Origin of the sequence: Bacillus cereus group sp. MYBK108-1, assembly GCF_051917185.1 — a bacterium.
Lineage (GTDB): Bacteria > Bacillota > Bacilli > Bacillales > Bacillaceae_G > Bacillus_A > Bacillus_A cereus.
Genome location: NZ_JBQAHZ010000001.1, coordinates 473,264 through 499,084, shown reverse-complemented (window position 1 = coordinate 499,084; position 25,821 = coordinate 473,264). Strand labels below are relative to the sequence as shown.

The window sequence follows — 25,821 nt, the reverse complement described above, 5'->3', positions numbered from 1 at the left end:
TTGGATTTTTTTATGAAAAATAACAAAACATAGAAAGGAGAAATTTATATTTTAGGAGTATAATTATGAAACTTATGACAGGTAAGTTGTTTTGGAATACAGGAGTTTCAGTACCTTGTTATCCACCGTTAGGAAATGATATGATATGTGATGTGCTTGTAGTCGGAAGTGGCGAAGCAGGTGCCCATATAGCGTATTCTTTAGCGAAAATAGGTATGAGTGTAATGCTTATTGAAAAAAGAGAAATTGCATGTGGTAGTACATTTGCAAATGTAGGTGTATTACAGTTTCTTCATGATAAATCGTTAACCTCACTTATCCATACATTTGGTGAAGAAAAAGGGGTACGAGCATATAAACTGTGTTACGAAGCGTTACGGACAATGGAGAAAGTGGTACCTACTCTCGATATTGATCCCTATTTTATTCCGAGAAGTAGTTTATATTATGCAAGTAAAAGTGAGGATGTCTCATTTTTACAAGAGGAGTACAATACGTTACAGAATTATGGATTTCCTGTTGAGTATTTTACAGAATCTGATATTAAGAAACGTTATCCTTTCATAAAACAAGCGGCAATATATACACACGGTGATGCCGAGGTGAATCCGTATTTATTAGCGCACAGTCTTTTGCATAAAGCAAATCAAATGGGAGCTAATATATATGAACATACAGAGGCAATACATATAAAAAAACGTAAAAATGATTTAATTTGTTACACGAAAACAGGAAATCAAATTGTAGCAAAGAATATTATTATGGCGACAGGTTATGAAGCGCTTTTTGGAAAGAAAGAAAGAAAAAATACAACAGTAGACACCTCTTATGCAATTGTAACAAATGAAATAGATCAGTTTGAAGGCTGGCATGAGCGATCGTTAATTTGGGAAACGGCACGGCCCTACTTATATTTTCGAACGTATCGAAACCGCATTATTGTAGGCGGATTAGATGAAGCGCTGCAAATTCAAACAATTGGTGATACGAAATTATTGCATAAGCGTGATATCCTTATTAATATTGTAAAAGAGATGTTCCCGCAGTATAAAAATATACAGGCAGACTACTATTGGGCAGCCGCGTTTGGTGGTACTCATGATGGTCTCCCCATTTTAAAAGAAGACGAAAAGATACATAATTTGTTTTACGCATTGCCGTATGGAGGTAATGGAACTGTATATGGAATGGTCTTTGCCAAATTATTTGAGCAGTTATTTACAAATAAAGAAAGTAAAGATTTTTCTTTATTTAATCGATAGAAAAAAGGTAGCGAAGTGATGGAATGAGAGATATAAAAAAGTTTTTACAAAAATTACGTCCTGTACAACTCATCGTTTTGTTTTATTTGTTAGCAGTAGTTGTATCGGTGATATTGCTTAGTTTACCGTTTGTTACGAAGCCTGGTGTGAAATGGACATTTATAGATGCGCTTTTTACATCGGTTAGTGCGGTAAGCGTTACGGGACTGTCTGTTATTACGATTTCAGATACGTTTACTACAGCAGGAATTATTGTTTTAGCCCTTATTCTACAATTAGGCGGCTTAGGAATTATGGCGCTTGGTACATTTGTTTGGATCATTACGGGGAAAAAGATTGGTTTGCAAAGAAGAAGATTAATTATGGCAGACCATAATCAAGGGAATTTATCGGGTCTTGTAGAATTGATGCGTTCTATTTTGATTGTAATTATTTCAATAGAACTTATTGGAGCAATCCTATTAGGTACAAGATTTTTACTTTACTTTCCGACTTGGCAAGAAGCTTATTTTCACGGTTTCTTTGCAGCTGTTAGTGCGACTACGAACGGCGGATTTGATTTAACAGGACAATCATTAATTCCTTATAAAAAAGATTATATTGTTCAAATGATTCATATGTTACTAATTATTTTAGGAGCGATTGGTTTCCCTGTGCTAATGGAAGTGAAACAATTCCTTAGTAAAAGGAGACAACAATTATTCCGTTTTTCATTATTTACAAAATTGACGACAACAACATTTTTTGCACTCGTTGTTGTTGGTACAATTATGATTTTTTTACTGGAGAGAAATCATTTTTTAGTAGGAAAGTCATGGCATGAAACTGTATTTTATACATTATTCCAATCTGTGACGACGCGAAGTGGTGGACTTGCTACGATGGATATACGTGAATTGTCACAACCGACGCTTTTATTTATGAGTATATTAATGTTTATAGGGGCATCTCCAAGTTCGGTTGGGGGCGGAATACGTACAACAACATTTGCTGTTAGTATATTGTCACTATATACCTTTGCAAGGGGCGGTAGAACAGTTAGAGTCTTCAAACGTCAGCTACATGAAGAGGATGTACTGAAAGCATCTGTCGTTATGACGATGGGGATTTTGTTATGTGCTACTGCGCTATTCATTTTATCTATTACGGAAAATGTACCGCTTATGAGCTTAATTGTTGAAGTTTGTTCTGCTTTCGGAACGACGGGACTATCAACAGGTGTTACGCCTGATTTAACAACTGTTGGGAAACTTGTACTTATTGTGCTTATGTTTATCGGACGCGTTGGTATTTTAACATTTATTTTAGCTAGTGGTGGAAGGGAACAACCACCTCGCTATAAATACCCGAAAGAGCGGATTATTATTGGATAGTATGAAACCATTCTACCTACGTTAGGTAGAATGGTTTTTTAGTCGTTAATTCCAAATTGTGGATGCATAAAAGCTTCATTTTTATTATCCACTTCGTTTTTTAGTAACTCTTGATTTTCTTCTGAAATCCACCCAATATCATTTGTCGGATGGATCCACTCATCGCCAGCCATAATGGCAGGATCTATTTTATCACTCCAATTGTTAAGTGGACTGTTCTCGGAATTATATTTACTGTCTCCAATTACAACATCATATTGATTCACAAAAGGTTGTTGCATCGTTTTTCCTGTTCCTTTAAAAGATGGAAAATTCATTTGATGCGGGAGCGTTTCGTCTAAAATTGGTGATTGAATCTTTTCTTTTTTCTTCAAAATTATCGCTCCTTTTTATAATGATTTCTTCATACGTAGTATTTCCATCTAACGCCTCTTATGTACTTGTTAACACTTGCCAGTAATAATTATTTTAAGTTGTTTCAAACTAGAGTAGAAAGTGATTTCTTGAGAGCAGGTGAATGTATTGGTAAAAAGAAAAGTGAAACAAAATGCGGCAATCAATAATAATAAAACTCCGAAAGAAAGCTTACCAGATGCAGAATTTGCATTAGAGTATGAAGGAGAAAATAGCGCAAAGTATGCTAATCGTAATTCAAAAAAAGGGAAACAAAAATGAGGCGTTTTTTACAAACGCCTCATTTTTTTGTGGGATTATAAAGGTTTTTTTAATTATTTGTAAATTTAGTGTTTTCTATTAGCAGAAAAATGCGAAAAAACATAGAAGTAGCAACGTATTACACAAAAACAAACAACAAACAAAAGATTAATGTTGGTTTAATACTGCTTTTACACTAGTTGTTTATATTTGAGTTGTACATAAGATTTGTAAAAGGAGAGAGAAACAGTGAAAAAAACAATCTTTAAAGCTGTAGCGACTGGAATGGTATTTTCGTTATTAATGGGGTGTGGTGCAAAGAAGGAAGAAAGTGCTGGAGCGAAAGTGAAAGATGACAAATTATCTGGATCATTAACTGTTTACACAGCAATTGAAGAAGAGCTTGTACCAATTTATCTTGATTCCTTTAAAAAGAAATATCCTGATGTGAAATTGAACATTGTACGTGATTCAACAGGAGTTATTACTGCGAAATTGCTAGCTGAAGGGAAAAATACACAAGCAGATGTTGTATGGGGAACTGCGGCATCAAGTCTATTAGCTTTAGATAAAAAAGATATGTTAAAAGGATACTCTCCAAAAGGAGCAGATCGTGTTCTTCCGCAATTTAAAGATGATAAGCAACCTGAAAAATGGGTAGGAAATACTGCATTTATGACGGGGATTGCTGTAAATAAAGAAGAGTTAAAGAAGAAAAATTTACCGATGCCAGAATCATATGAAGATTTAACGAAACCAGAGTATAAAGGAACACTTGTTATGCCACATCCAGCATCATCTGGAACAGGATTTTTAACAGTTTCTGCATGGCTACAAATCATGGGTGAAGATAAAGGCTGGGATTACATGAAGAAACTTCATGATAATATGGCAAGTTATACGCATTCAGGATCAAAACCAGCGAAATTAGCAGGAGCAGGTGAATATCCAGTCGGTGTATCAATGGTTTATAGTGCTTTAAAAGAGAAACAAAAAGGTGCACCAGTTGAAGTTGTACTGCCGAAAGAAGGATTGGGGTGGGAAGTAGAAGCGAACGCACTTATTAAGAAAGATAATACGAAAAATGATAAATTAGCACAAGCATTTTTAGATTGGGCAATTACTGATGATGTAATGAAGTTATACTTTGAGAAAAATGGATTTGCGACAATTAAAAATGATTATAAACTTCCAGAGGGATTCCCGAAAGATGTTACTGAAAAATTATATAAAAAGAATGACTTTAAATGGGCAGCAGAAAATCGTGACAAAATTTTAGAAAAATGGGAAAAAGAGTTTGGCCAAAAAGCAGAACCGAAAAAGTAAGTGAGTGGGAGAGAGAAAAATGAGCGAATATTTATCAATTCAACACATTCAAAAACAGTTTGATGCATTTACAGCGTTAAAAGATATTTCTTTTACTGTGAACAAAAATGAGTTTGTTTGTTTATTAGGCCCGAGTGGCTGTGGGAAAACGACGTTGCTTCGCATTTTAGCGGGACTAGAGGAACCAACGACTGGCAGTATAGCTGTGAATGGAAAAGATATTACAGCATTGCCTCCTGGAAAGAGAAACTTCGGAATGGTTTTCCAATCGTATGCTTTATTTCCGAATTTAACAGCACTTGAAAATATTGAATACGGCTTAAAGACAAAAAAATATGGGAAAGCAGAAGTGAAAGAGAAAGCGCTAGATGCGTTAAAACTTGTAGATTTGCTGAATGTAAAAGATAAATATCCTGCTCAAATGTCTGGTGGACAACAGCAGCGAGTAGCACTTGCACGTGCGCTCGCTCTGTCTCCAGATATTTTGTTACTCGATGAGCCGTTATCAGCTTTAGATGCAAAAGTGCGTGAAAAATTACGTAGGGAAATGCGTGATTTGCAAGAGAAAATAGGAGTAACGACGATTATGGTAACGCATGATCAAGAAGAGGCATTAACAATGGCTGATAAAATTGTTGTAATGAATCATGCGGAAATTATGCAGATTGGAACACCAGAGGAGATTTATCAAAGACCAGCCAATCCGTTTGTGGCAGATTTTATTGGTTCTATTAATTTCTTTTCAAAAAATAATGAAGAACATGCAATTCGTCCGGAGCATGTAACAGTCGTACAAAATAATGGCATTAAAACAATGGTAGAAAGCATGGAGTTTCGTGGATCTGTATACCGGACAGAAGTGAGAGTTATAGATGAGAAAACACACCTATATAATGAGAAAATCGTTGTAGATATATTGGCATCAGAAGTAGAAAAAACAGCCATTAGGAAAGGGAAGCCAATTCAAATCTCTTTCTCAGAAAATCATATGTTGTCATATGGAAAGAAGGTTGTTGTATAGATGGAGATGTTAGAAAACTATAAGGTAGAAAGTACGAAAAAAAAGATTAAGAGAAGTATAGGGAAAGAGGAATGGATCCAAAGGCTCGTAATTATCGTTATGATTTTTTCTTTCCTTATCATACTTGTATTACCGCTATTACAACTATTTACACAAGCTTTTTATAATAAAGATGGAGTTTTCGTTGGTTTAGCGAATTTCAGTAAATATTTCACAACACCAACTTTAGTTCAGTCTTTACAAAATACAGTATGGATTTCTGGCGCAACAACAATTATTTCAGTTGCAATCGCATTCGTTTACGCATATGCAATTGCCCGTACGAATGTTTTTGGAAAGCGTGTATTTCAGTATGTAGCGTTATTACCATTGTTCGCACCAACGATGATGCACGGTATAGCACTTACATATTTATTTGGTAATCAAGGGCTAGTAACGAAAGGAATGTTTGGTTTATTTGAAGGTATACAAATCCCTTTATATGGACCAGTAGGAATTGTAATAGCTGAAGTTATGTATACATTTCCACAAGCCTTTCTTATATTGCTAATTGCCTTCCAAGGATCTGATTATCGTTTATATGAAGCTTCTAATATGTTAGGGGCGAGTAAAACAAAGCAATTTTTCACGGTTACTTTACCTAGTGTAAAGTACGGATTAATTAGTGCAATGTTTGTTGTGTTTACACTTAGTTTTACTGATTTTGGGGCACCAAAAATTGTTGGTGGTCAATATAATGTGCTTGCTACTGACGTATACAAACAAGTAATTGGACAGCAAAATATGCCGATGGGTGCAACTGTCGGAATGATTTTATTAATCCCAGCTATATTCGCATTTGTAGTTGATCGTATTACGCAAAGAAAGCAGGCGAATTTCTTATCTTCAAAAGCAGTACCATACAGAATAATAGCTAATAAGAAAAGAGATGTAATCTCATTCATATATTGTAGTGTGATTACACTTATGATCATTCTATTATTTGTTGCAGTTGGTATTGCTGCAAGTGTGAAAGTATGGCCATATAATATGAGTTTTACATTTGAGCATTTTAATTTTTCAAGTTTAACAGGAGATGGACTTGAAGCATTTAAAAATAGCGTAATTGTTTCAGCAGTTACAGCAGTTATTGGGGCGATTTTAACATTTGTATTCGCATATGCAATTGAGAAAATAGACCAGCTACAATTTTTCAGAAAAACAGGTTACTTTTTCTCTATAGTGCCGTTAGCGATACCAGGTTTAGTACTCGGATTAGGATATGTCTTTTTCTTTAGTCAACCAACGATTCAAATTCTTGGACTATCAGTAACGAATCCGTTTCATTCTTTATACGGAACAATCGCTGTATTAGTACTAGTAAATATCATTCATTTTTATTCTGTAACATTTGTCACGGCAACGACTGCCTTAAAGAAATTAGACCGAGAGTTTGAGCTTGTTTCGCAGTCGATGGGTATTCCGTTTTATAAAACATTCTTCCGAGTAACAGTACCAATGTGTTTACCAGCAATTTTAGAAATGGTAATGTACTACTTCGTAAATTCAATGGTAACTGTATCGGCAGTTGTATTCCTATATGCAGCTGATTTTAAACTAGCTGCCGTATCAATCGTAAATATGGATGATGCAGGAAATGTAGCACCAGCAGCTGCAATGAGTGTACTTATTGTTGTTACAAATATTGTAGTGAGAGTTGTATATGAATGGGGAACGAAAGCACTTCGTAACCGAACTTCACAATGGCAAAAAAGATAAGTAAGAAGGGTGATGGACAGAATGAAAATTGAAGCAGTTATTTTTGATTGGGCAGGTACGACGGTTGATTACGGATGTTTTGCACCGCTAGAAGTATTCATGAAGATTTTTCAAAAACGTGGCGTTGAAATTACAGCAGAAGAAGCACGTAAGCCAATGGGATTATTAAAAATAGATCATGTAAGGGCACTAACAGAAATGCCTCGTATTGCGGATGAGTGGAAGCGTGTCTTCGGTCAATTACCAACAGAAGCAGACATTCATGAGATGTATGAAGAGTTTGAAGAAATTCTCTTTTCTATTTTACCAAGTTATGCTACGCCGATTGATGAGGTAAAAGAAGTAATCGCTTCTTTACGTGAGAGAGGCATTAAAATCGGTTCAACAACGGGCTATACGAGAGAAATGATGGAAATTGTAGCAAAGGAAGCAGCGTTACAAGGATATAAACCTGATTTTCTTGTTACGCCAGATGATGTTCCAGCAGGCCGCCCATACCCATGGATGTGCTATAAAAATGCAATGGAACTTGGTGTGTATCCGATGAACCATATGATAAAAGTAGGGGACACAGTATCAGATATGAAAGAAGGTAGAAATGCTGGAATGTGGACAGTTGGTGTGATTCTTGGTAGTAGTGAGCTCGGTTTAACGGAAGAGGAAGTGGAGAGTATGAATTCGGTAGAGCTTCGTGAAAAAATAGAAATAGTTCGTAATCGGTTTGTTGAAAATGGGGCTCATTTTACGATTGAAACGATGCAGGAGCTCGAAAACGTAATGGAACATATCGAGAAACAAGAACTTATTATTTCATAAAAGGGGTACGGGATCATGAATGAAAATCACTACTTATTATTAACACCAGGACCATTAACGACAACAAAATCAGTAAAAGAAGTTATGCTATACGATTGGTGTACGTGGGATGTTGAATATAATACGATGGTGCAAGAAGTAAGAGCTAAACTTGTATCGTTAGCGACGAAGGAAGAAGAGAAATATACAACAGTGTTAATGCAAGGAAGCGGTACGTTTTCAGTTGAAGCAGTAATTGGCTCTGTTATTCAGGGAAATGGGAAGCTTCTCGTTTGTACAAATGGTGCGTACGGTAAGCGCATTGTACAAATGGCAGAGATGTTACAGATTGATGTAGTGGTCAGCCAAACAGAAGAGTGGGAACCTACTAATATTGTAGAAGTAGAAAAGTTATTGGAAGAAGATAAAGAGATTACGCATATTGCAGTTGTTCATTGTGAAACAACGACAGGCATTATAAATCCAATTGTAGATGTATGTAAATTAGGAAAGCAGTATGGAAAGGTTACAATTGTTGATGCGATGAGTAGTTTCGGCGGGATTGAAATAGACATTGCTGATTTACAAATTGATTTTTTAATTAGTAGTGCGAATAAGTGTATTCAAGGGGTTCCTGGATTCGGATTTGTAATCGCAAAACGTGATGAATTATTGAAGTGTAAAGGGCAAGGACGCTCTTTATCTCTTAATTTATATGATCAATGGGAAACGATGGAAAAACAAAATGGGAAATGGCGTTTTACTTCACCTACACATGTTGTACATGCTTTTTATCAAGCACTACTTGAACTAGAAAAAGAGGGTGGAGTAAGAGCGCGTTACAATCGATATTACAACAATCAAAAACTACTAGTGAATAGAATGGGAGAAATCGGATTTAAGCCACTAGTAGATGAGAAATATCAATCTCCTATTATTACATCTTTCATTTATCCAAAAGGGGAGTTCGAGTTTCAACAGTTATATAACGAATTAAAATGCTATGGATTTGTTATTTACCCTGGGAAAATTTCGAAAGTAGATACGTTCCGGATTGGAAATATAGGTGATGTACATGAAGAAGATATTAATCGCTTAGTTGATAGTATTGCTAAAGGAGCTGTTATTGGGTGAAAGTATTTTGTTTAGGTGGAGCAGGTAAAATTTGTCGTGAAGCTATTTTGGATTTAATTCAATTTTCATCTTTTGAGACGATTACTGTAGCCGATTTTAACGAGGAAGAAGGCCGTAAAGTAGTAGAATGGCTCAACGATCCTCGTGTTGATTTTGTAAAAGTAGATGTAACGAATCAAGAGGATACGGTTGCAAAAATGAAAGGTTATGACATTGTATTGGATGGTACGACGATAAAGCTAAACGGATTGTCGACTCGCTGTATTGCAGAAGCAGGCTGCCACGGTGTGAACTTAAATGGATTTGGTGAAGAAAATGAATCGCATGCTATATTTGTTCAAAATGAAAAAACATGTTTGCCTGGGTTTGGCATGACGCCAGGTGTAACGCAAATGATGGCAATGCATGCAGCAAATCAACTGGATACTGTAGAGTCTGTCCGCGTAAGTCACGGTTCGTATCGTCCGATTGCTTTTTCTGCTTCAATTACAGAGACAACGACATATGAATATGATCCACATTTACCATCGCGTACAGTGTATGAAGATGGTGAATTTAAACAAGTACTTCCGTTTGCGCGTCCGAGAGAAATAGAATTGCCAGCGCCTTATGGTAAGGAAACGCAGTATATCATTCCGCATTCTGAAACGATTACGTTAGCAAAGGCACTAGAAAATAAAGGTGTCAAACTGATAGAGACGAGAGGAACTTGGCCGAAGCAAAATATGCAACTTGTACGTGCTTTATATGATTACGGCATATTGCGTAATGATCAGATTGAAATAAACGGGAAAGAAATAGGCATTATGGATTGTATTTCGCAGTATTTATTGCAATCGAAAGAAGGACAAGAAACAGAGCTTTATGGTTATGCACTTCATGTAGAAGTAATAGGTATGAAAAATAATGAGAAGCAAAGACATGTGTTATATCATACACATCCGTTATCTGATGGTTCTGTTGTAGGATGGGAAAAATTAAGGGCGTATACGAGAAACGTCGGTATTCCATTTGGGATTGCTGCAGAGTTAATTGCAACTGGAAATGTAAGTAGGGTGGGTGTTGTTACGCCTGAAGAAGCTTTTGAAAATCCACAATTAATTTTTGATGAACTAGCAAAGCGCGGTATTCATATTCATGAAGAAGTTTCTACTTATAAAGAAAATTATAACTTTGTATAAGCAAGGAAGCTTATGAGGGAGATATAAATGAGGTGAATCTATGTCTGTAGTAGGAGAAGAAAGAAAGCGAACCATTCTTGAAAAGGTAGAATTTAAAGGAAAAGTAAAGGTTTCAGAATTAGCGAGAGAATTTGCTGTATCAACAGAAACGATTCGTCGATATTTAGAAGAATTAGATCGTGAAAAGAAGCTGAAAAAAGTGTATGGTGGAGCTGTTCAACTTCCAGGCGCTGGGGTAGAGGCGCCAATGTTAGAAAGAGAAATGCTACATATAGAAGAGAAGAAAAGAATTGGTTATAAAGCAGCGACATTTGTAGAAGATGGTGATGTCATTGCAATTGATGATGGAAGTACACCGCTTCAAATGGTTCCATACCTTGTTCATCGTAAAAACTTAACGATTGTAACAAGTTCATTTCCAGTCGCAACACAATTAATTTCTTCTATTAATAAAAAGATGTTTCACGGTGAAGTTTTATTTATAGGTGGAAAAGTATCTCCAAAGCATTCGCGTGTATCAGGGTCTATTTCTCAGCAAGTAATACAGCAATTCCATTTTCATAAAGCGTTCGTTTCGATTGATGGGTTATTACCTAGTTTTGGAGTTTCCAGCTTTGAATTAGAGAAAGCGAAATTGTCAGAGGCGATGATGAAATTAGCTGAGAAAACATATATTTTATGTGATCATACGAAGGTAGGCGTGAAAGGGAATTATCGTATAGCAGCATTTTCACGTATTCAACATGTAATTTGTGATAAAAAAATGCCATATAGTTTTGAAGAAGAACTTATGAAGCATAATATTCAGTGGACAGTTTGTTAAATAAAGTGAAAGTACCTAAACTCCCGCCTAATTTTTAGGAGGGAGTTTTATTGTCTGCAAATCGTAAAATAAAAGATTTGCATTTATGCAAAAAGTGGACACATTTTCTCATCTCTTTCATATAATTTACCAATACAAAAAAAGTTGGTCGAGGGAAAGAAGGGAGAACATGTCAGAACGAATATATAATAAACTTGTATTGTACGCGAATATTTTGCAAAAAATTGGTGTCATCAATGAGAAGGAAAAAAGTGAAATTCTTCATACGATAGGTAAAAAAGCCCTTTGAATAAAGGGCTTTATATTTTTTATCTTTAAAAATATAAATTTAATGTAATATTCTCATTGACAATGATAATGATATTCATTATCATTTATTCGTAGGTAATTGATAAGGGTTATCAATTGTAAAAATTGTATATGATAGGGGATATTATTTTGAAAAAAAATTATATGAAGGCGCTAGTAGTAGCGACAACATTAGCAATTCCATTTGCTACGTATTCTACTCCAGCATTAGCGGCATTAAAAGTTGAAGCAAATCAATCGGTAGCAGCAGCGAGTGATCGCACGTATGATACTGAGATTAAAATATATAAGGACCAAAAAGATGAGCCATCTATGGTTTCTCAATATATAAAAGATCCTAAAGTAACGATTGCAGCTGGCAAAAAAATTGTCACTGTAACAATGCAAGATAGCGATTATTTTCAATATCTTAGAATAGAAGATAAAAACCAGCCTGGTGTATTTCATGATGTGAAGGTTTTGTCAGAAGATAAGAGGAAGAATGGAACGAAGGTAGTTCAATTTGAAATTGGCGAGTTTGAGAAGAAGCACAATATGCAAATGCATATACTTATTCCAGCTATTGGATATGATCACAAATATCAAGTTCAATTTGAAATTAAAGATCCAACTGTAGGTAACAAAGAAACAGAGAAACCAGATGATAACTCTAATTCAGGAAATACGGAAACGGATAATCCAGTTGATAATCAAAATATGATAACAGATAACAAATTAAGAGAACTTGTGAATAAAAAAGTATTTAATAGAAAAGATTTAAATACACCAATTACGAAAGAAGAGTTATTACAAGTAAAGGATTTATTTTTAAATACAAATGAGATACTTGATTATAGTGCATTAAAATATATGCCAAATTTAAAATCTTTAACAGTTGCGAATGCGAAGATAAAAGACCCGTCGTTCTTTGCGAACTTAAAGCAATTAAATCATTTAGCTTTGCGTGGTAATGAATTTGCAGATGTAACGCCACTTGTTAAGATGGATAATTTAGAATCTCTTGATTTAAGTAATAATAAAATTACAAACGTTGCACCACTAACTGAAATGAAAAATGTAAAAAGTTTATATCTATCAGGCAACCAAATAGAAGATGTAACAGCATTAGCGAAAATGGAACAACTAGATTACTTGAATTTAGCAAATAATAAAATTACGAACGTTGCTCCATTAAGCGCTTTGAAAAATGTAACATACTTAACTTTAGCAGGTAATCAAATTGAAGATATTAAAGCGTTATATTCATTACCTTTAACAGACTTAGTATTAACACGTAATAAAGTTAAAGATTTATCCGGCATTGAGCAAATGAAGCAATTAGAAGAATTGTGGATCGGGAAAAATGAAATAAAAGATGTTACTCCTCTAAGTAAGATGACACAGTTAAAACAATTACACTTACCTAACAATGAGTTAAAGGATATTACTCCATTATCAAGTTTAGTAAACTTACAAAAGCTTGATTTAGAAGCGAATTATATTTCAGACTTATCACCAGTTAGTAATTTAAAAAAATTAGTATTTCTAAGTTTTGTTGCAAATGAAATCCGTGATGTCCGACCAGTTATAGAACTAAGTAAGACGGCTTATATTAATGTCCAAAATCAAAAAGTATTTTTAGAGGAAACAGAAGTAAATAAAGAAGTAAAAGTACCTATATATGAAAAAGATGGTGAGATTTCTACGAAAATCCGTCTGAAGAGCGATAATGGTACGTATAGTAATGGTGTAGTGAAATGGAGTACACCAGGTGAGAAAGTATATGAATTTGGTGTGAAAGATCCATTCGCGGATACAGGAATCTTCTTTACAGGATCTGTTATTCAAAATGTAGTAGAAAGTAAAGACGGTAATACATCTAAAGAAGATGAGAAAACAGAAGTGGTAGAATTTAAAGATGTACCAAAGGGACATTGGTCAGAAGAAGCAATTAATTACTTAGCGAAAGAAAAATTATTTATAGGCTATGGAAATGGTGAATTTGGATTTGGTGATAACATTACTCGTGGACAAGTAGCACTTCTAATACAAAGGTATTTAAAATTAGAAAATAATCTAGAACAAAAAACGGCATTTACAGATACGAAAGGAAATATGTATGAAACGGCTATTGATGCAGTGGTTCAAGCTGGAATTATGACAGGCTATGGAAATGGTATGTTCCGTCCGGATGGAGTATTAACTCGATATGAAATGTCAGTAGTACTACAAAGAGTATTTCAGTTAAAAGAAAATGAAAATAGTGCAGAGAATTTTAAAGATGTACCAAATGGCCATTGGGCGAAAGGATATGTGAAAGCTTTAGTGGATAATAAAATATCAAAAGGCGACGGGGAAGGGAATTTTTTAGGAGATAATTTCGTAACACGTGAACAATACGCACAGTTTTTGTATAATGCAATAAAGAAATAAAGTGAAACTTTATTCAGTGGGGGTTTTGTTCATTCCCTACTGATTAGTAGCCCTCACCAATCGGGCTGCCCGTTAATGCGGAATAAAAAATGAGGAAAATACGCTATTCTTTAATTAAAGAATAGCGTATTTTTTATGTGCAAAATGAAATAGATAGGAGTATAGACATATGAATAGCCTATTTTAAAGAAGAACCACGAAACTATATTGACAAAAAAGCGTTCTCATGTGATAATTCAATTAAATTTTTAGAATAATCAAAAAATATTCCTTTTACATAGAAAGGATTCGAACCTTATATGAATATTATGCCGGGGGTGACGAAATGTTATTTTTTCTGAAGAAATGGAATGAATTAAAAGATGTGAAATCTGAATTGGCACTTCGTGATTGGTTTTATGGTACTAAAATTAGCTTATCGCTATGTACGTCAAAAGAGCCGTTAACATTTTTAGTAAATGTTGAGGGAAGAGATAAAGGGCTATTTTCGGAAGAAGATTTTATTGTCGTAAATTGCATGTGCGAGTCAGTATTTGAAAATGAAGAAAAACCAGCTGCAGAGTCATTTATGCATGCGGATATTTATAAAAAAAGTAGTGCAGGATGTATTTTACAAGTGCAGACTGTAGATAGTCATTTAATATCAGAGTTATATGGGGAAGAAGGAGAAGTAACGTTCGATAAACGCAGTGTGGAGCGTGTTTTCGGAAAAGAAGGTATAACAGAAATGACAATTCCAATTGTAGAAGATGAAAAAAAATTCGCTGATTTATTAGAAAGCAATGTTCCGAATTTCATTGAAGGTGGAGGAGTAGTTCTTGTTCATAATTACGGCATGATTGTGTGGGGAAAAACGCCAGAAGAAGCGAAAAAATGGCTAGAGGGTATAGAATATTTAATGAACTATCATGTAAAGTTATTAATGATTAAGGGTGCAAGGAGCTCTGTTATATAAAAATGGATGTGATATGGCTACAAGTTAATAAACAAATGAAAGCGTTTTAAAAATAATTTCACTCATAAAATATAGGTCTCCTTATTATATATAGATTACATGTTGACATGTAAGGAGGAACATATTTTGCGAGTTAAATATCATTTTCTGCCAAAGCAGCAAGTAACATTTTGCAAGATAAATGATTCTGGTGAAGAGGCACTGCAAATGATGAACGAAACGGGATTTCGAGCCATCCCGGTATTAGCAGAAGATGAGAAGAAATTCACGGGGATTATTTATAAAGTAGATTTATTAGAAAAAAAATGCAATAGCGGATTAGAGCATGTAAGTGCAGGGGATATGCTTGATGATTCCAATGCATTTATTTTTGAAAAGGATTCATTCTTCAGAGCTTTTTATGTAATTCGTCGGCTTCCGTTTTTAGCCGTGCTAAATGATTATAATGAATTTGTCGGTATGTTAACGCATTCGAATATATTTGATGTTATTGAAGATTCATTTGGTATGCGAACAGGTGGTTATATATTAACAATTGCAACACAAGATTGTAAGGGAACGATTAAAGAGCTTGGGACATTGTTAAAAGCATATAATATAGGTGGCCTATTTACGTTAGATAACGGTGATCAATATATCCGCCGCGTTATTGTAAATATATCAGATGAGTTAGATGAAACAAGATTAAAGCAATTAATCGGAAAAATAGAGAAAAAAGGATTCAGAGTGAGTCATGTAGATTATATTTAAGTTAAAAAAAGTACCTATCTGTTATATATAGATAGGTACTTTTTTGTCCCGCCATTTGTGGGCAGTAAAATCCGAGCCTCAAAATTCAGCGCAAGTAAAGAAGTTAAGTGGGGGGACGGATTGCCCATAAAAGCCCAATTGGTGAGGGCTGATTAAAGTTTCACTTTATGTGAGTAATGAACTTTATTTTGAAACAGGAGGCGGGGATAATGCTAGATCAGATAAGAAAATAAAGTCTGCATGCTCACGAATTTTAGGGATAGAAGTTTCAATAACGCGTGATGTAATTTCACCTGGAGGGCCCACATGCCCGATAGCTACCATAATAGGTTTTTCTTGAATTTTTTTGATGAGTAATTGGGCTTGTTTTGAAATATGTCCTGCTGTATACACATCATCAAAAAATAGTTGGTTTTCAATAATAGGAACTCCTAATTCTTTTCCGATTTTTGGGACGACACTATTAGGATTCGTTTTACTATCTAAGTAAAATAAACCGTGTTTTTTACAAGCAGCAAGTATAAGGCGAACAATTCTTTCATCCGCTGTTACTTTTGACCCCATATGATTGTTCATTCCAATTGCATGCGGTACTTCTTGAATCGCTTGTTCAAGTCGGTTGTTTATTTCTTCATCGCTTAAATCAGTTGTAATTGCTTTCGGCCCAAGCCATTCTTTTTTACCTTTTATAGGTTCCATTGGCATATGTATAATAACTTCATGGCCTTTCTTATGGGCAGCTATTGCATCTTCTTTTGTGGAAGGAAGAAAAGGCATAACAGCAACAGTGAGTGGAATGGGAAGTGATAACATTTGATTAGTCCCCTTCATATTATTTCCGAAATCATCAATGACAATAGCAACTTTATTCGTATGAGCATTTGCTTGAATAGGAAATAAGAAGGACGGTAAAAACAAAACAATGATGAATAATGCAATCGTATATTTTCGCATATAAATATTTCCTTTCTATTGTTATCCCGCTATTTGTGGGGAGTAAGACTCCCACCTCAACATTGGGCTGGATAGGTGGGAGATTCACTGCCTACCCGATTGGTGAATGCTAATAATCAGTGGGGGCTGAACAAAAAACACTGATTAAAGTTTCACTTTATCAATCATCATTATGTTTTGCTTTTTTATATAAATTAAACAAAAAATGTCGAAGAAAAGTAGGTGGAAAATTAAGAATCCACGGTTTACGTAGCATTTATAAAAAAACAAGATGAAAAAAATGTCTATTATTGCGAATGTATTTACAAAGATAGAATAATTTGTAATAATTCTCAAAGTGAGGGTAAAGATTTGTAAATTACAGGGAGAAAATGTTAAAATTTCTGATTCTTCAAATTTGCATATGATTAAGTAGTTAAAAAAGTCAATGGAGAAGTGAAGTTAAGAGCATGGAAGTATAATAAGGGGGATATGGATGTTTACTGTAAAAAGGAAGTACACATTAGAAAAGCTTTCACGTGATATTCATATGAAACGTGAAGAAATGATTCAACTAGGATTAACAAGTGGGCTAAATAGTAGGGAGACAATTCAAGTTAGTCAAGAATTGGACAAGCTTATTTTACAATATCAATGTTATAAAGAAAAACAAACACCGAAATGGTTTTCAATTATAAAAATACCTATTTTCCAAATCGGGTATGAAGGAAAATCAAATAATTTTTGGCGAATGCTTGTGGCTGGTTTTATGAAATAAGTATAATTACCCTTATAGGATAAGGATAATTATACTATGTGTAACGGAATTTCGATATGAACTGTTGTTCCTTCGTTTTCTGTACTGTCAATAAAAATATGCCCATTATACATCTCTACAATTCGTTTACATATGACAAGTCCAAGACCTGTTCCAGTATCTTTATTAGTAAAGAACGGATGAAAGAGGTGTTTTTGAATATGTTGCGGAATCCCTTTTCCAGTATCTATAATCTGCAATTGTGCGTGTGTTTCATTGTTTTTTACTACAATGGTTAGTGTATCACTAGAAGTCATGGCCTCAATTGCATTTTTTGTAATGTTTAAAACCACTTGTTTCATATGGTCTTTCGAACAACGGATATGAACAGGATGGTCTGGCAAATGTAAATGGAATACAATGTTATGTAAATTCGCCTCAGATTGAATAATTAATGCTACCTCATTTAGAATTTTTCTTACATCATACGTTTGTTCGATGATGGCGGTTGGCTTTCCGAGAATAAGAAATTCACTTACAATTTCATTGATTCGCTCTATTTCTTGTTCAATTACGGAAAAGTAGAACTGATCTTGCTCATCTTTATATTTCTCTTTTAATAGAGCGACGAGTCCTTTAATTCCAGTAAGAGGATTACGAATTTCGTGTGCTGTACTCGCTGCAAAAGTTCCAACTAATTCAATTTTTTGTAGTTCATTTTGTTGCCTTTCAATTTTTGTTTGACGTTTTAACAACATATATTGAGCAAGTAAAAATAAAATAGACATTAAAAATAAAGTAGCTATACACTCTATTGCAACCCACTGGTATAAGGTTTTTTGATGAATAGGTAATGGAGAAACAGAGACCTTCCAATTTAATCTTTGGAGTGGGGTAGTAAGCATATTAGAATGCGTATCACTTGTGTCGTTATTATCATCGGTTAGAAAAACTACATCATGTTTATCAGTTACCTCAAAATGGTATTGTGGTTTAATGGCATTTAAAGAAGATGAAATGTAATCAAAGCGTAAACTAGCTAATAATAATCCTGAGAGCTCCTTCTGTTTATTAAATATGGGGGCAGCAATCATAATAGCTTTATGTCCAAGAACGCGATCAGTAATGACTGATGATACAGTGGTTTTTTTAGTTTGGAGCGCGTCTTGAATATATTTACGGTCTGAAACATCTATAGGCTTTGATTCATCTTCAGATGCGATTGTAATGACTCCTTCTGGTGTAGCGTAATATAGACCAGAAAAGCGTGCATCGTTTCCATCTGTATCATGTACAATTTGTTTAATACCATTTATATTACCAGTCTCGGTGCCTACAACTTTTGCAAGCATGTCTAAAGCAGAAATTGCTTCACCAAGATGATGATCCAAATAATCTCTATATAAAAAGAGAACTGTATGAGCAGATAATTTGTTTTCCTGTTTCATTTTATATGTATGATACGAATAAAATGTAGCACCAATCCCTATTGTCGGTAGGATAACAAGCAATATATATACAATTATGCTTTGGAATTTGACTTTCAAATGTGGTACTCCTTCTTTTTTTATTATCATTATATATAAACTATGTTAAAATTGTCATGTTTTTATTCAAGAATGATTCTTAATATATTAGGGGAGAGGAAATGGATGAGTGAATGCTCATTCGGAATTCACAGGAAGTATGAACTGGCATTTTCTTTTTATTGCTGAGAATTTAAGTGAAGGGTTGAAAGTTGTATGACATCAAATAATGAACGAGAAGATATTTCTCAATCTTTAAAAGTATTTATTGCATTATCTCGTGTACATCGTTCTGTTATGGATACTACAAATAAATCTATACAAAGTAACGGGTTAAATCCAACTGAATTTGCTGTATTAGAACTGCTATATCATAAAGGCGGTCAACCACTTCAGCAAATTGGTGAGCGTATTTTGATAGCTAGTGGCAGCATTACATATGTTGTAGATAAGCTGGAGAAAAAGGGATTAGTAAAGAGAATTCCATGTCCGAATGACAGACGTGTTATTTACGCGCAATTAACTGAGTCTGGCGAGAACTTTATTGCTTCTATTTTTCCGGGGCATGAGAAAGTTATACATCAGTCTTTTGAAATGTTAACGAAAGATGAAAAAGATGAATTACTTGATTTATTAAAAAAAATTGGGAAGTATGAAAAATAATATGTTCCAAAGGAGCTTTGGATAAATAAATCCAAGGCTTTTTTATTTGTAATGAGCTCAGGGCAATCACTGCCGAAATTTGTTGAAAATTAAGAGGGAATTCAAGAATACGTATTGAATTATAATAAAGGTATGTAATGGAGAGGAGGCTCGTTCATGTCATTTAAAGACTATGAATATAAACGCCCAAATATTGAAGAGTTAAAAGAGAAATTTACTGTTGCTTTAGAGAAGTTTGATAACGCAAAAACTGTAGAAGAACAAAAACAAGTCATTCATTCAATTAATGAGATTCGCAACGATTTTGGTACAATGGGAAACCTTTGTTACATTCGCCATTCTGTTGATACGACGGATACTTTTTATAAGGAGGAGCAGGATTTCTTTGATGAATTCTCTCCAGTTGTACAAGGATATGGTACAAAATATTATAAGGCACTCATTAATTCTCCATTTCGTGAAGAATTAGAGGCGTATTATGGAAAACAATTATTTGCTCTAGCAGAATGTGATTTAAAAACATATTCAGATGAAGTCGTGAAAGATTTACAATTAGAAAATAAATTATCATCGCAATATACACAGTTATTAGCATCTGCAAAAATTGACTTTGCTGGAGAAGAAAGAACGTTATCGCAACTGATTCCGTTTATGCAAGGAAAAGAAAGAAGCGAACGTAAAGCAGCAAGTGAAGCATACTACGGATTTTTAGCTGGAAATGAGGAAGAACTAGATCGTATGTATGATGAGCTTGTTAAAGTGAGAACGAAAATCGCAAAATCTTTAGGTTTCAAAAACTTTGTTGAACTTGGATATGCAAGAATGTACCGTACAGATTATAATGCGGAGATGGTGGCTAATTACCGTCAGCAAGTGCTAGATTATATCGTTCCCGTTACAACGGAATTAAGAAAGCGACAACAAGCACGTATCGGTGTAGAGAAGTTAGCTTATTACGACGAAAACTTTGAGTTTGCTACAGGTAACCCAACTCCAAAAGGAGATGCGGATTGGATTGTTGATCATGGAAAGACAATGTATAAAGAGTTATCGGCTGAAACAGATGAATTTTTCAATTTCATGCTAGATAATGATTTATTAGATTTAGTTGCGAAAAAAGGAAAAGCTGGTGGCGGATATTGTACATATATTGAGAATTATAAAGCGCCATTTATTTTCTCAAACTTCAATGGAACATCTGGTGACATTGATGTATTAACACATGAAGCAGGTCATGCTTTCCAAGTATATGAAAGTCGTAAATTTGAAATTCCAGAATATAATTGGCCAACATATGAGGCGTGTGAAATCCACTCTATGAGTATGGAATTCTTTACATGGCCATGGATGAAGCTATTCTTTGAAGAAGATGCAGATAAATATTACTTCTCTCACTTAAGTTCAGCACTTCTGTTTTTACCTTATGGTGTATCTGTTGATGAATATCAACATTATGTATATGAAAATCCTGAAGCATCACCTGAAGAGCGTAAGACAGCATGGCGTAACATAGAGAAGAAATATTTACCACATCGTGATTATGAGGAGAATGATTATTTAGAGCGCGGTGGTTTTTGGCAACGTCAAGGGCATATTTATAGCTCACCGTTCTATTATATTGATTACACGCTTGCTCAAATTTGTGCGCTACAATTTTGGAAACGTGCAAGAGATAATAGACAAGAGGCGTGGGAAGATTATGTGAATCTGTGCCAACAAGGTGGAAGTAAATCGTTCTTAGAATTAGTAGAGGTTGCAAATTTAACATCACCATTTGCTGAAGGCTGTGTGAAAAGTGTTATTACAGAAATTGAAGCATGGTTACATGCGATTGACGACACAAAATTGTAAAAAACATGCGCTTTTTTTCACATGTTTAACATCGACATAATGGGAAAATGATGAGATAATAAAAGAAAATTCAGAATACTAAAGGGGTGTTTCTAATAAGGAGCACCTCTTTTCACCAACAAAAGGGGGGAACAAGTATGCTTCAATCTAATATGGATGTAAGTTTAGAAAGTTTAGTAAACTCATTACAGGCTACTCGAAGCACGCTATTATCAGAAATTGAAATGTTAAATGACACAGAAGTGAATGTAAAGCCACGCCGTGATAAATGGAGTATTATTCAAATTTTACACCACTTGCATTTAGTTGAACAATCTGTCACGTCTGCCCTTGTATATGCTTTACAAAAAAATGAAAGAAACATGACTCCATTTAAAGACCTCCAACTTACGCTTGATCGCACACATAAACGAGAAGCTCCTCAGCAAATGCAACCAACAGAAACTTTAATGAAAAAACAGCAAGGAATTCAATTGCTAGAACATTCACGCCAAGAACTATTACACGCGCTTCATAGTGTTATAGATGAAAAAGATCTATTTGAAAATGGATTAAAGCATCCTGTTTTTAATGATCTGAATTTGTATCAATGGGTTCAATTTCTTGATTTGCATGAACAAAGACATCTTACGCAGTTAAAAGAGGCGAAATATGCAATTTTGCAACGCTAAAGTGGAAGAAGTGGGAAACCACTTCTTTTTTGATACGTGCATAGTTTTCTTTCTTATTTTGGAATACTACATGGAGAAATAAGAAAGAAAAGAAGGAGTTGAAAAAACATGTCTAAGAAGAAGCGAGAAGAAGAGCGCGCCTGGAAAGCACGTAAAGAAAATCAACAACCGCACGGAAAAGTGAAAGCTTTTGCTGAATTAGTTGAAGGAACAGAAAAAACGTGATGAGTATTTCATCACGTTTTTTGTATGAGTGGAAAAGTTAATAAAAAGGTTGTACCGATTCCTTTTTCACTTATAATATCAATTTTTCCATTCATAGCTTGAACAACACTGAATACGACCATCATTCCAAGTCCAGTACCTTTTTCTTTCGTTGAATAAAAGGGCGAACCAAGACGTTTTACTTGTTCTGAATCCATACCGACTCCTGTATCTTTTATATATAACTGAATATGCTTATGATCAGGAACTAATGTGAAATAAAGATCACCGCCTTTTGGCATAGCCTCAATGCAATTTTTTAAAATATTTAATAAACATTGATTTAGTTTTTGCTTTTCTCCAGCGATAAAAAAAGAAGTGCTTTGCTTTATATAATGAGTACGTACATTTGTTAAATTAGCAAGCGGTGTAATTAACGACAATGCATGTAGTAATTCTTCTTCTAACTGTAATATTTGTTCTTTTTCAATGCTTGGTTTAGCAAAGGTTAAATAATCTGTAAGAACATGATTTGCTTGTTCGATGCCATTAATGGCAATGTCGATATATAATTTCCGTTCCTGCTCAGTGCATGTATCTGATTGTAACAGTTGTAAAAAACCTTTCGTTGAAGTTAATGGATTGCGAATTTCATGAGAGATAGACGCTGCCATTTCACCAATTAAATGAAACTTTTCAGCATTTATAAGTTCATTTTGGAGACGAACTTGAGTTTGTAATATGTGTAGTAAATATAAAATTAGAATCGTACCAAGCATTGAACATAATTCATACACAATAATATGCGGTATATAATCAGTCTTATTTGTAACCTTTGAAAGGAAGAAGGGTATCCAACTAAATCCGTATGTGAGACTGTAGATAATAGCAAGTGTTATTTTTATACGATTAGAAGTTCGATTGAAAAATTTATATGTTAATAATAGAACAATAAATAGAAGAACAGAACCGATAAGAGATGGGAAAACACCTACCCCACCTAATAATAAGCGATATATGTTTAATACAACTAAGATAGAACCACCAGCAATAGGCCCTCCCGTTAATGTACCGACAATTAATACAATATGGCGCATATCAAATTGAAAACCATTATTTGTTTTTGCTGCAAATGTAATACAGAGTACGGTAGCAAGGCAACAGAGTACAATGAATATAGCTGAATTTAATTTAGGAGAGCGTTTCCCTTTTTGATTCCAAAATAAATGATATACGAGCATTGTAATCAGGATGAATAATATATTTAAAAAGAGATAAATAATAAAGGATTTCAGTGGGATGCCTCCTCTCTTCTTATATTAAATTAATCATACTATAAAATGAAAGAAATGAAATAATAAATAGCTGAAAAATCAGAAATTTTTACGCTAGTATACAATATGTTACAATAAGCTGTGTCAATGAAAGAAGAAATTCCGTGCACCGCGCGGGAGAGGTTCGCGAACTCCCTCTATAAAAAACTATGGAAACAACAATATCCTTAGGTATTGTTTTGTTTTTTTATTGTGACAGTTCAAGAACGTTCTTTCTTCTTATTTATAGTAGAGAAGGAGAATGAGTGAAATGAAAAAAGAAAAAGCAGTTGTTGTTTTTAGTGGAGGACAAGATAGTACGACATGTTTATTTTGGGCAATAGAGCAGTTTGCAGAGGTAGAAGCTGTAACGTTTAATTACAATCAACGTCATAAGCTAGAAATTGATTGTGCAGCGGAAATTGCAAAAGAACTAGGAATAAAGCATACGGTACTAGATATGAGTCTATTAAATCAACTTGCTCCAAATGCGTTAACGAGAACGGATATGGAGATTACACATGAAGAAGGTGAATTGCCATCGACATTTGTAGATGGACGAAATTTACTCTTCTTATCATTTGCTGCTGTATTAGCAAAACAAGTTGGAGCACGTCATATTGTAACGGGTGTATGTGAAACTGATTTCAGTGGTTATCCAGACTGCCGTGACGTGTTTGTGAAATCGTTAAATGTTACTTTAAATTTATCTATGGATTACCCGTTTGTCATTCACACGCCACTTATGTGGATTGATAAGGCTGAAACATGGAAATTATCAGATGAACTTGGAGCATTTGAGTTTGTTCGAGAAAAAACATTAACGTGTTATAACGGAATCATTGGTGATGGTTGCGGTGAATGTCCAGCATGTCAACTTCGTAAAGCAGGATTAGATACGTACCTACAAGAACGCGAAGGAGCGAACAACTAATGGATAACTTTTTTGGATTTCGCATCGTAGAGAATTTGCAAAAAATGGACAAGGATATTCAGCGTAAACAACTCAAATACCATAATAAAAGAGTAATGGTCAGCAAGGAATTTACATTTGATGCAGCACACCATTTACACTGTTATGAAGGGAAATGTAAAAACTTACATGGTCACACATATAAAGTTGTATTTGGAATTAGTGGATATGTAAATGAAATAGGTCTTGCAATTGACTTTGGAGATATAAAAGAAATTTGGAAGAATGAAATAGAAATTTATCTAGATCATCGCTATTTAAACGAAACGTTACCTGCAATGAATACGACTGCTGAAAATATGGTCGTTTGGATTTATGAAAAGATGGCAGAAGCACTAACAAAAGAGAATCGAGTGAACGAATATAAAGGAGCTCGCGTTGAATTTGTTCGTCTATTTGAGACGCCGACTAGTTATGCGGAAGTAAGACGGGAGTGGATGCTTGATGAGTAAAATCCCTGTCTTAGAAATATTCGGTCCGACTATTCAAGGTGAAGGAATGGTTGTAGGGCAAAAGACAATGTTTATCCGTACAGCTGGTTGTGATTATAGCTGTGCTTGGTGTGATTCTGCTTTTACGTGGGATGGATCAGCTAAAGATCAAATTAGACAGATGACACCAGAAGATATTTGGGATGAGCTTGTTGCAATTGGAGGAGAAAATTTTTCTCATGTTACGATTTCAGGTGGAAATCCGGCATTATTGAAAAATATTGAGTTTCTTCTTTCTATATTAAAAGAAAATGGAATGCGAACGGCAATTGAAACGCAAGGGAGTAAATGGCAAGATTGGTTACTTCAAATTGATGAGATAACAATTTCTCCAAAACCACCAAGTTCAACGATGAAAACAGATTTTCAGAGGTTAGATGCTATTATTCAGAAACTAGCAGGAAAAGATATTAGTTTAAAAGTAGTAGTATTCGATGATCATGATTTTGAATATGCAGTTAAGATGCACGAACGTTATCCAAAGGTACCATTTTTCTTACAAGTAGGAAACGATGATACAAAAACAGTGGATGATACGATGCTTATAAAAAAATTATTAGATAAGTATGAATGGCTGATTGATAAAGCTGTAAATTGTAAAGAGATGAATGATGCAAAAGTATTGCCTCAGCTTCATGCGTTAGTATGGGGAAATAAGCGCGGCGTATAACGAGAAGGGATGTTTA

25 protein-coding genes and 1 riboswitch are annotated in these 25,821 nt (G+C 34.5%); of the genes, 21 read left to right on the top strand and 4 right to left on the bottom strand.

The window, feature by feature from the left end:
• Nucleotides 1-65 precede the first annotated feature (65 nt).
• Together ACTFSL_RS02600 and ACTFSL_RS02595 are read left to right on the top strand one after the other, a co-directional pair.
• The gene (locus ACTFSL_RS02600; RefSeq protein WP_071741067.1) at nt 66-1,262 is read left to right on the top strand and encodes an NAD(P)/FAD-dependent oxidoreductase; all 1,197 of its coding nucleotides are present in this window, start codon (nt 66-68) and stop codon (nt 1,260-1,262) included.
• 23 nt (nt 1,263-1,285) lie between these two features.
• The gene (locus ACTFSL_RS02595; protein ID WP_001204707.1) at nt 1,286-2,635 is read left to right on the top strand and encodes a TrkH family potassium uptake protein; all 1,350 of its coding nucleotides are present in this window, start codon (nt 1,286-1,288) and stop codon (nt 2,633-2,635) included.
• 38 nt (nt 2,636-2,673) lie between these two features.
• On the opposite strand, the gene ACTFSL_RS02590 is transcribed toward ACTFSL_RS02595, so the two are convergent.
• Entirely contained in the window at nt 2,674-3,009 is a 336-nt protein-coding gene (locus tag ACTFSL_RS02590) for a DUF3905 domain-containing protein (RefSeq protein ID WP_119683123.1), read from the bottom strand.
• A 148-nt stretch (nt 3,010-3,157) separates the two neighbouring features.
• Between ACTFSL_RS02590 and ACTFSL_RS02585 the strand changes: the two genes are divergently transcribed.
• From ACTFSL_RS02585 to cbpA, 11 genes are all read left to right on the top strand, one after another.
• On the top strand, nt 3,158-3,310 hold the full coding sequence (locus tag ACTFSL_RS02585) for a hypothetical protein (RefSeq protein ID WP_000240799.1): 153 nt from the start codon (nt 3,158-3,160) through the stop codon (nt 3,308-3,310).
• Between the two features lie 228 nt (nt 3,311-3,538).
• Complete coding sequence (locus ACTFSL_RS02580) at nt 3,539-4,615, top strand: putative 2-aminoethylphosphonate ABC transporter substrate-binding protein (RefSeq protein ID WP_119683124.1); 1,077 nt, start codon at nt 3,539-3,541, stop codon at nt 4,613-4,615.
• 19 nt (nt 4,616-4,634) lie between these two features.
• Nucleotides 4,635-5,636, top strand: coding sequence for a putative 2-aminoethylphosphonate ABC transporter ATP-binding protein (locus tag ACTFSL_RS02575; RefSeq protein ID WP_061456940.1), 1,002 nt, complete (start codon nt 4,635-4,637; stop codon nt 5,634-5,636).
• Nucleotides 5,637-7,394: a putative 2-aminoethylphosphonate ABC transporter permease subunit gene (locus ACTFSL_RS02570; protein ID WP_000425532.1), complete on the top strand. Its 1,758-nt coding sequence runs from the start codon at nt 5,637-5,639 to the stop codon at nt 7,392-7,394.
• Between the two features lie 21 nt (nt 7,395-7,415).
• Nucleotides 7,416-8,210 (top strand): phosphonoacetaldehyde hydrolase, encoded by a 795-nt coding sequence (gene phnX / locus ACTFSL_RS02565; protein ID WP_119683125.1) that lies wholly within the window; start codon nt 7,416-7,418, stop codon nt 8,208-8,210.
• 15 nt (nt 8,211-8,225) lie between these two features.
• Nucleotides 8,226-9,323, top strand: coding sequence for a 2-aminoethylphosphonate--pyruvate transaminase (gene phnW / locus ACTFSL_RS02560; protein ID WP_119683126.1), 1,098 nt, complete (start codon nt 8,226-8,228; stop codon nt 9,321-9,323).
• A complete protein-coding gene (locus tag ACTFSL_RS02555) occupies nt 9,320-10,504 on the top strand; it encodes a saccharopine dehydrogenase family protein (protein WP_119683127.1) in 1,185 nt (394 codons plus the stop codon). Before phnW ends, ACTFSL_RS02555 begins: the two co-directional genes overlap by 4 nt.
• Nucleotides 10,505-10,544: 40 nt before the next feature.
• Nucleotides 10,545-11,327 carry a DeoR/GlpR family DNA-binding transcription regulator gene (locus ACTFSL_RS02550; protein ID WP_000117666.1) on the top strand — a complete coding sequence of 261 codons (783 nt, stop codon included), beginning with the start codon at nt 10,545-10,547 and terminating at the stop codon, nt 11,325-11,327.
• Nucleotides 11,328-11,747: 420 nt separating this feature from the next.
• Complete coding sequence (locus tag ACTFSL_RS02545; protein ID WP_119683128.1) at nt 11,748-14,048, top strand: NEAT domain-containing leucine-rich repeat protein; 2,301 nt, start codon at nt 11,748-11,750, stop codon at nt 14,046-14,048.
• Nucleotides 14,049-14,373: 325 nt separating this feature from the next.
• Nucleotides 14,374-15,003: a class II aldolase/adducin family protein gene (locus ACTFSL_RS02540; RefSeq protein WP_000896006.1), complete on the top strand. Its 630-nt coding sequence runs from the start codon at nt 14,374-14,376 to the stop codon at nt 15,001-15,003.
• Nucleotides 15,004-15,129: 126 nt separating this feature from the next.
• A complete protein-coding gene (cbpA, locus tag ACTFSL_RS02535; RefSeq protein WP_001264208.1) occupies nt 15,130-15,753 on the top strand; it encodes a cyclic di-AMP binding protein CbpA in 624 nt (207 codons plus the stop codon).
• Between the two features lie 183 nt (nt 15,754-15,936).
• Here the strand turns inward: cbpA and ACTFSL_RS02530 are convergent, their stop codons facing one another.
• Nucleotides 15,937-16,707 (bottom strand): divergent polysaccharide deacetylase family protein, encoded by a 771-nt coding sequence (locus ACTFSL_RS02530; protein ID WP_001234107.1) that lies wholly within the window; start codon nt 16,705-16,707, stop codon nt 15,937-15,939.
• 475 nt (nt 16,708-17,182) lie between these two features.
• Between ACTFSL_RS02530 and ACTFSL_RS02525 the strand changes: the two genes are divergently transcribed.
• The gene (locus tag ACTFSL_RS02525; RefSeq protein ID WP_000495536.1) at nt 17,183-17,464 is read left to right on the top strand and encodes an aspartyl-phosphate phosphatase Spo0E family protein; all 282 of its coding nucleotides are present in this window, start codon (nt 17,183-17,185) and stop codon (nt 17,462-17,464) included.
• Between the two features lie 29 nt (nt 17,465-17,493).
• Here ACTFSL_RS02525 and ACTFSL_RS02520 read toward each other — a convergent pair whose 3' ends face one another.
• A complete protein-coding gene (locus tag ACTFSL_RS02520; RefSeq protein ID WP_000865068.1) occupies nt 17,494-18,990 on the bottom strand; it encodes a DUF3149 domain-containing protein in 1,497 nt (498 codons plus the stop codon).
• Nucleotides 18,991-19,185: 195 nt separating this feature from the next.
• On the opposite strand from ACTFSL_RS02520, the gene ACTFSL_RS02515 reads away from it, so the two are divergent.
• From ACTFSL_RS02515 to ACTFSL_RS02500, 4 genes are all read left to right on the top strand, one after another.
• Nucleotides 19,186-19,632: a MarR family winged helix-turn-helix transcriptional regulator gene (locus ACTFSL_RS02515; RefSeq protein ID WP_000203336.1), complete on the top strand. Its 447-nt coding sequence runs from the start codon at nt 19,186-19,188 to the stop codon at nt 19,630-19,632.
• A gap of 156 nt (nt 19,633-19,788) precedes the next feature.
• Nucleotides 19,789-21,483: a M3 family oligoendopeptidase gene (locus ACTFSL_RS02510; RefSeq protein WP_119683129.1), complete on the top strand. Its 1,695-nt coding sequence runs from the start codon at nt 19,789-19,791 to the stop codon at nt 21,481-21,483.
• A 137-nt stretch (nt 21,484-21,620) separates the two neighbouring features.
• Complete coding sequence (locus ACTFSL_RS02505; RefSeq protein ID WP_119683130.1) at nt 21,621-22,154, top strand: DinB family protein; 534 nt, start codon at nt 21,621-21,623, stop codon at nt 22,152-22,154.
• Between the two features lie 108 nt (nt 22,155-22,262).
• On the top strand, nt 22,263-22,379 hold the full coding sequence (locus ACTFSL_RS02500) for a DUF6254 family protein (protein WP_000038355.1): 117 nt from the start codon (nt 22,263-22,265) through the stop codon (nt 22,377-22,379).
• Nucleotides 22,380-22,390: 11 nt separating this feature from the next.
• Here the strand turns inward: ACTFSL_RS02500 and kinB are convergent, their stop codons facing one another.
• Nucleotides 22,391-23,599: a sporulation sensor histidine kinase KinB gene (kinB, locus tag ACTFSL_RS02495; RefSeq protein WP_000964154.1), complete on the bottom strand. Its 1,209-nt coding sequence runs from the start codon at nt 23,597-23,599 to the stop codon at nt 22,391-22,393.
• A gap of 206 nt (nt 23,600-23,805) precedes the next feature.
• A riboswitch (PreQ1 riboswitch) is annotated at nt 23,806-23,849 on the top strand.
• A gap of 93 nt (nt 23,850-23,942) precedes the next feature.
• Here kinB and queC point away from each other — a divergent pair.
• The 3 genes from queC to queE are packed head-to-tail and all read left to right on the top strand — an operon-like array spanning nt 23,943 to nt 25,805.
• The gene (queC, locus tag ACTFSL_RS02490) at nt 23,943-24,605 is read left to right on the top strand and encodes a 7-cyano-7-deazaguanine synthase QueC (RefSeq protein WP_000711595.1); all 663 of its coding nucleotides are present in this window, start codon (nt 23,943-23,945) and stop codon (nt 24,603-24,605) included.
• A complete protein-coding gene (gene queD / locus ACTFSL_RS02485) occupies nt 24,605-25,096 on the top strand; it encodes a 6-carboxytetrahydropterin synthase QueD (RefSeq protein WP_000368414.1) in 492 nt (163 codons plus the stop codon). Before queC ends, queD begins: the two co-directional genes overlap by 1 nt.
• Nucleotides 25,089-25,805, top strand: a complete 717-nt coding sequence (queE, locus tag ACTFSL_RS02480; RefSeq protein WP_119683131.1) for a 7-carboxy-7-deazaguanine synthase QueE — start codon at nt 25,089-25,091, stop codon at nt 25,803-25,805. The genes queD and queE overlap by 8 nt, the downstream gene beginning before the upstream one ends.
• The last annotated feature ends 16 nt before the right edge of the window (nt 25,806-25,821 follow it).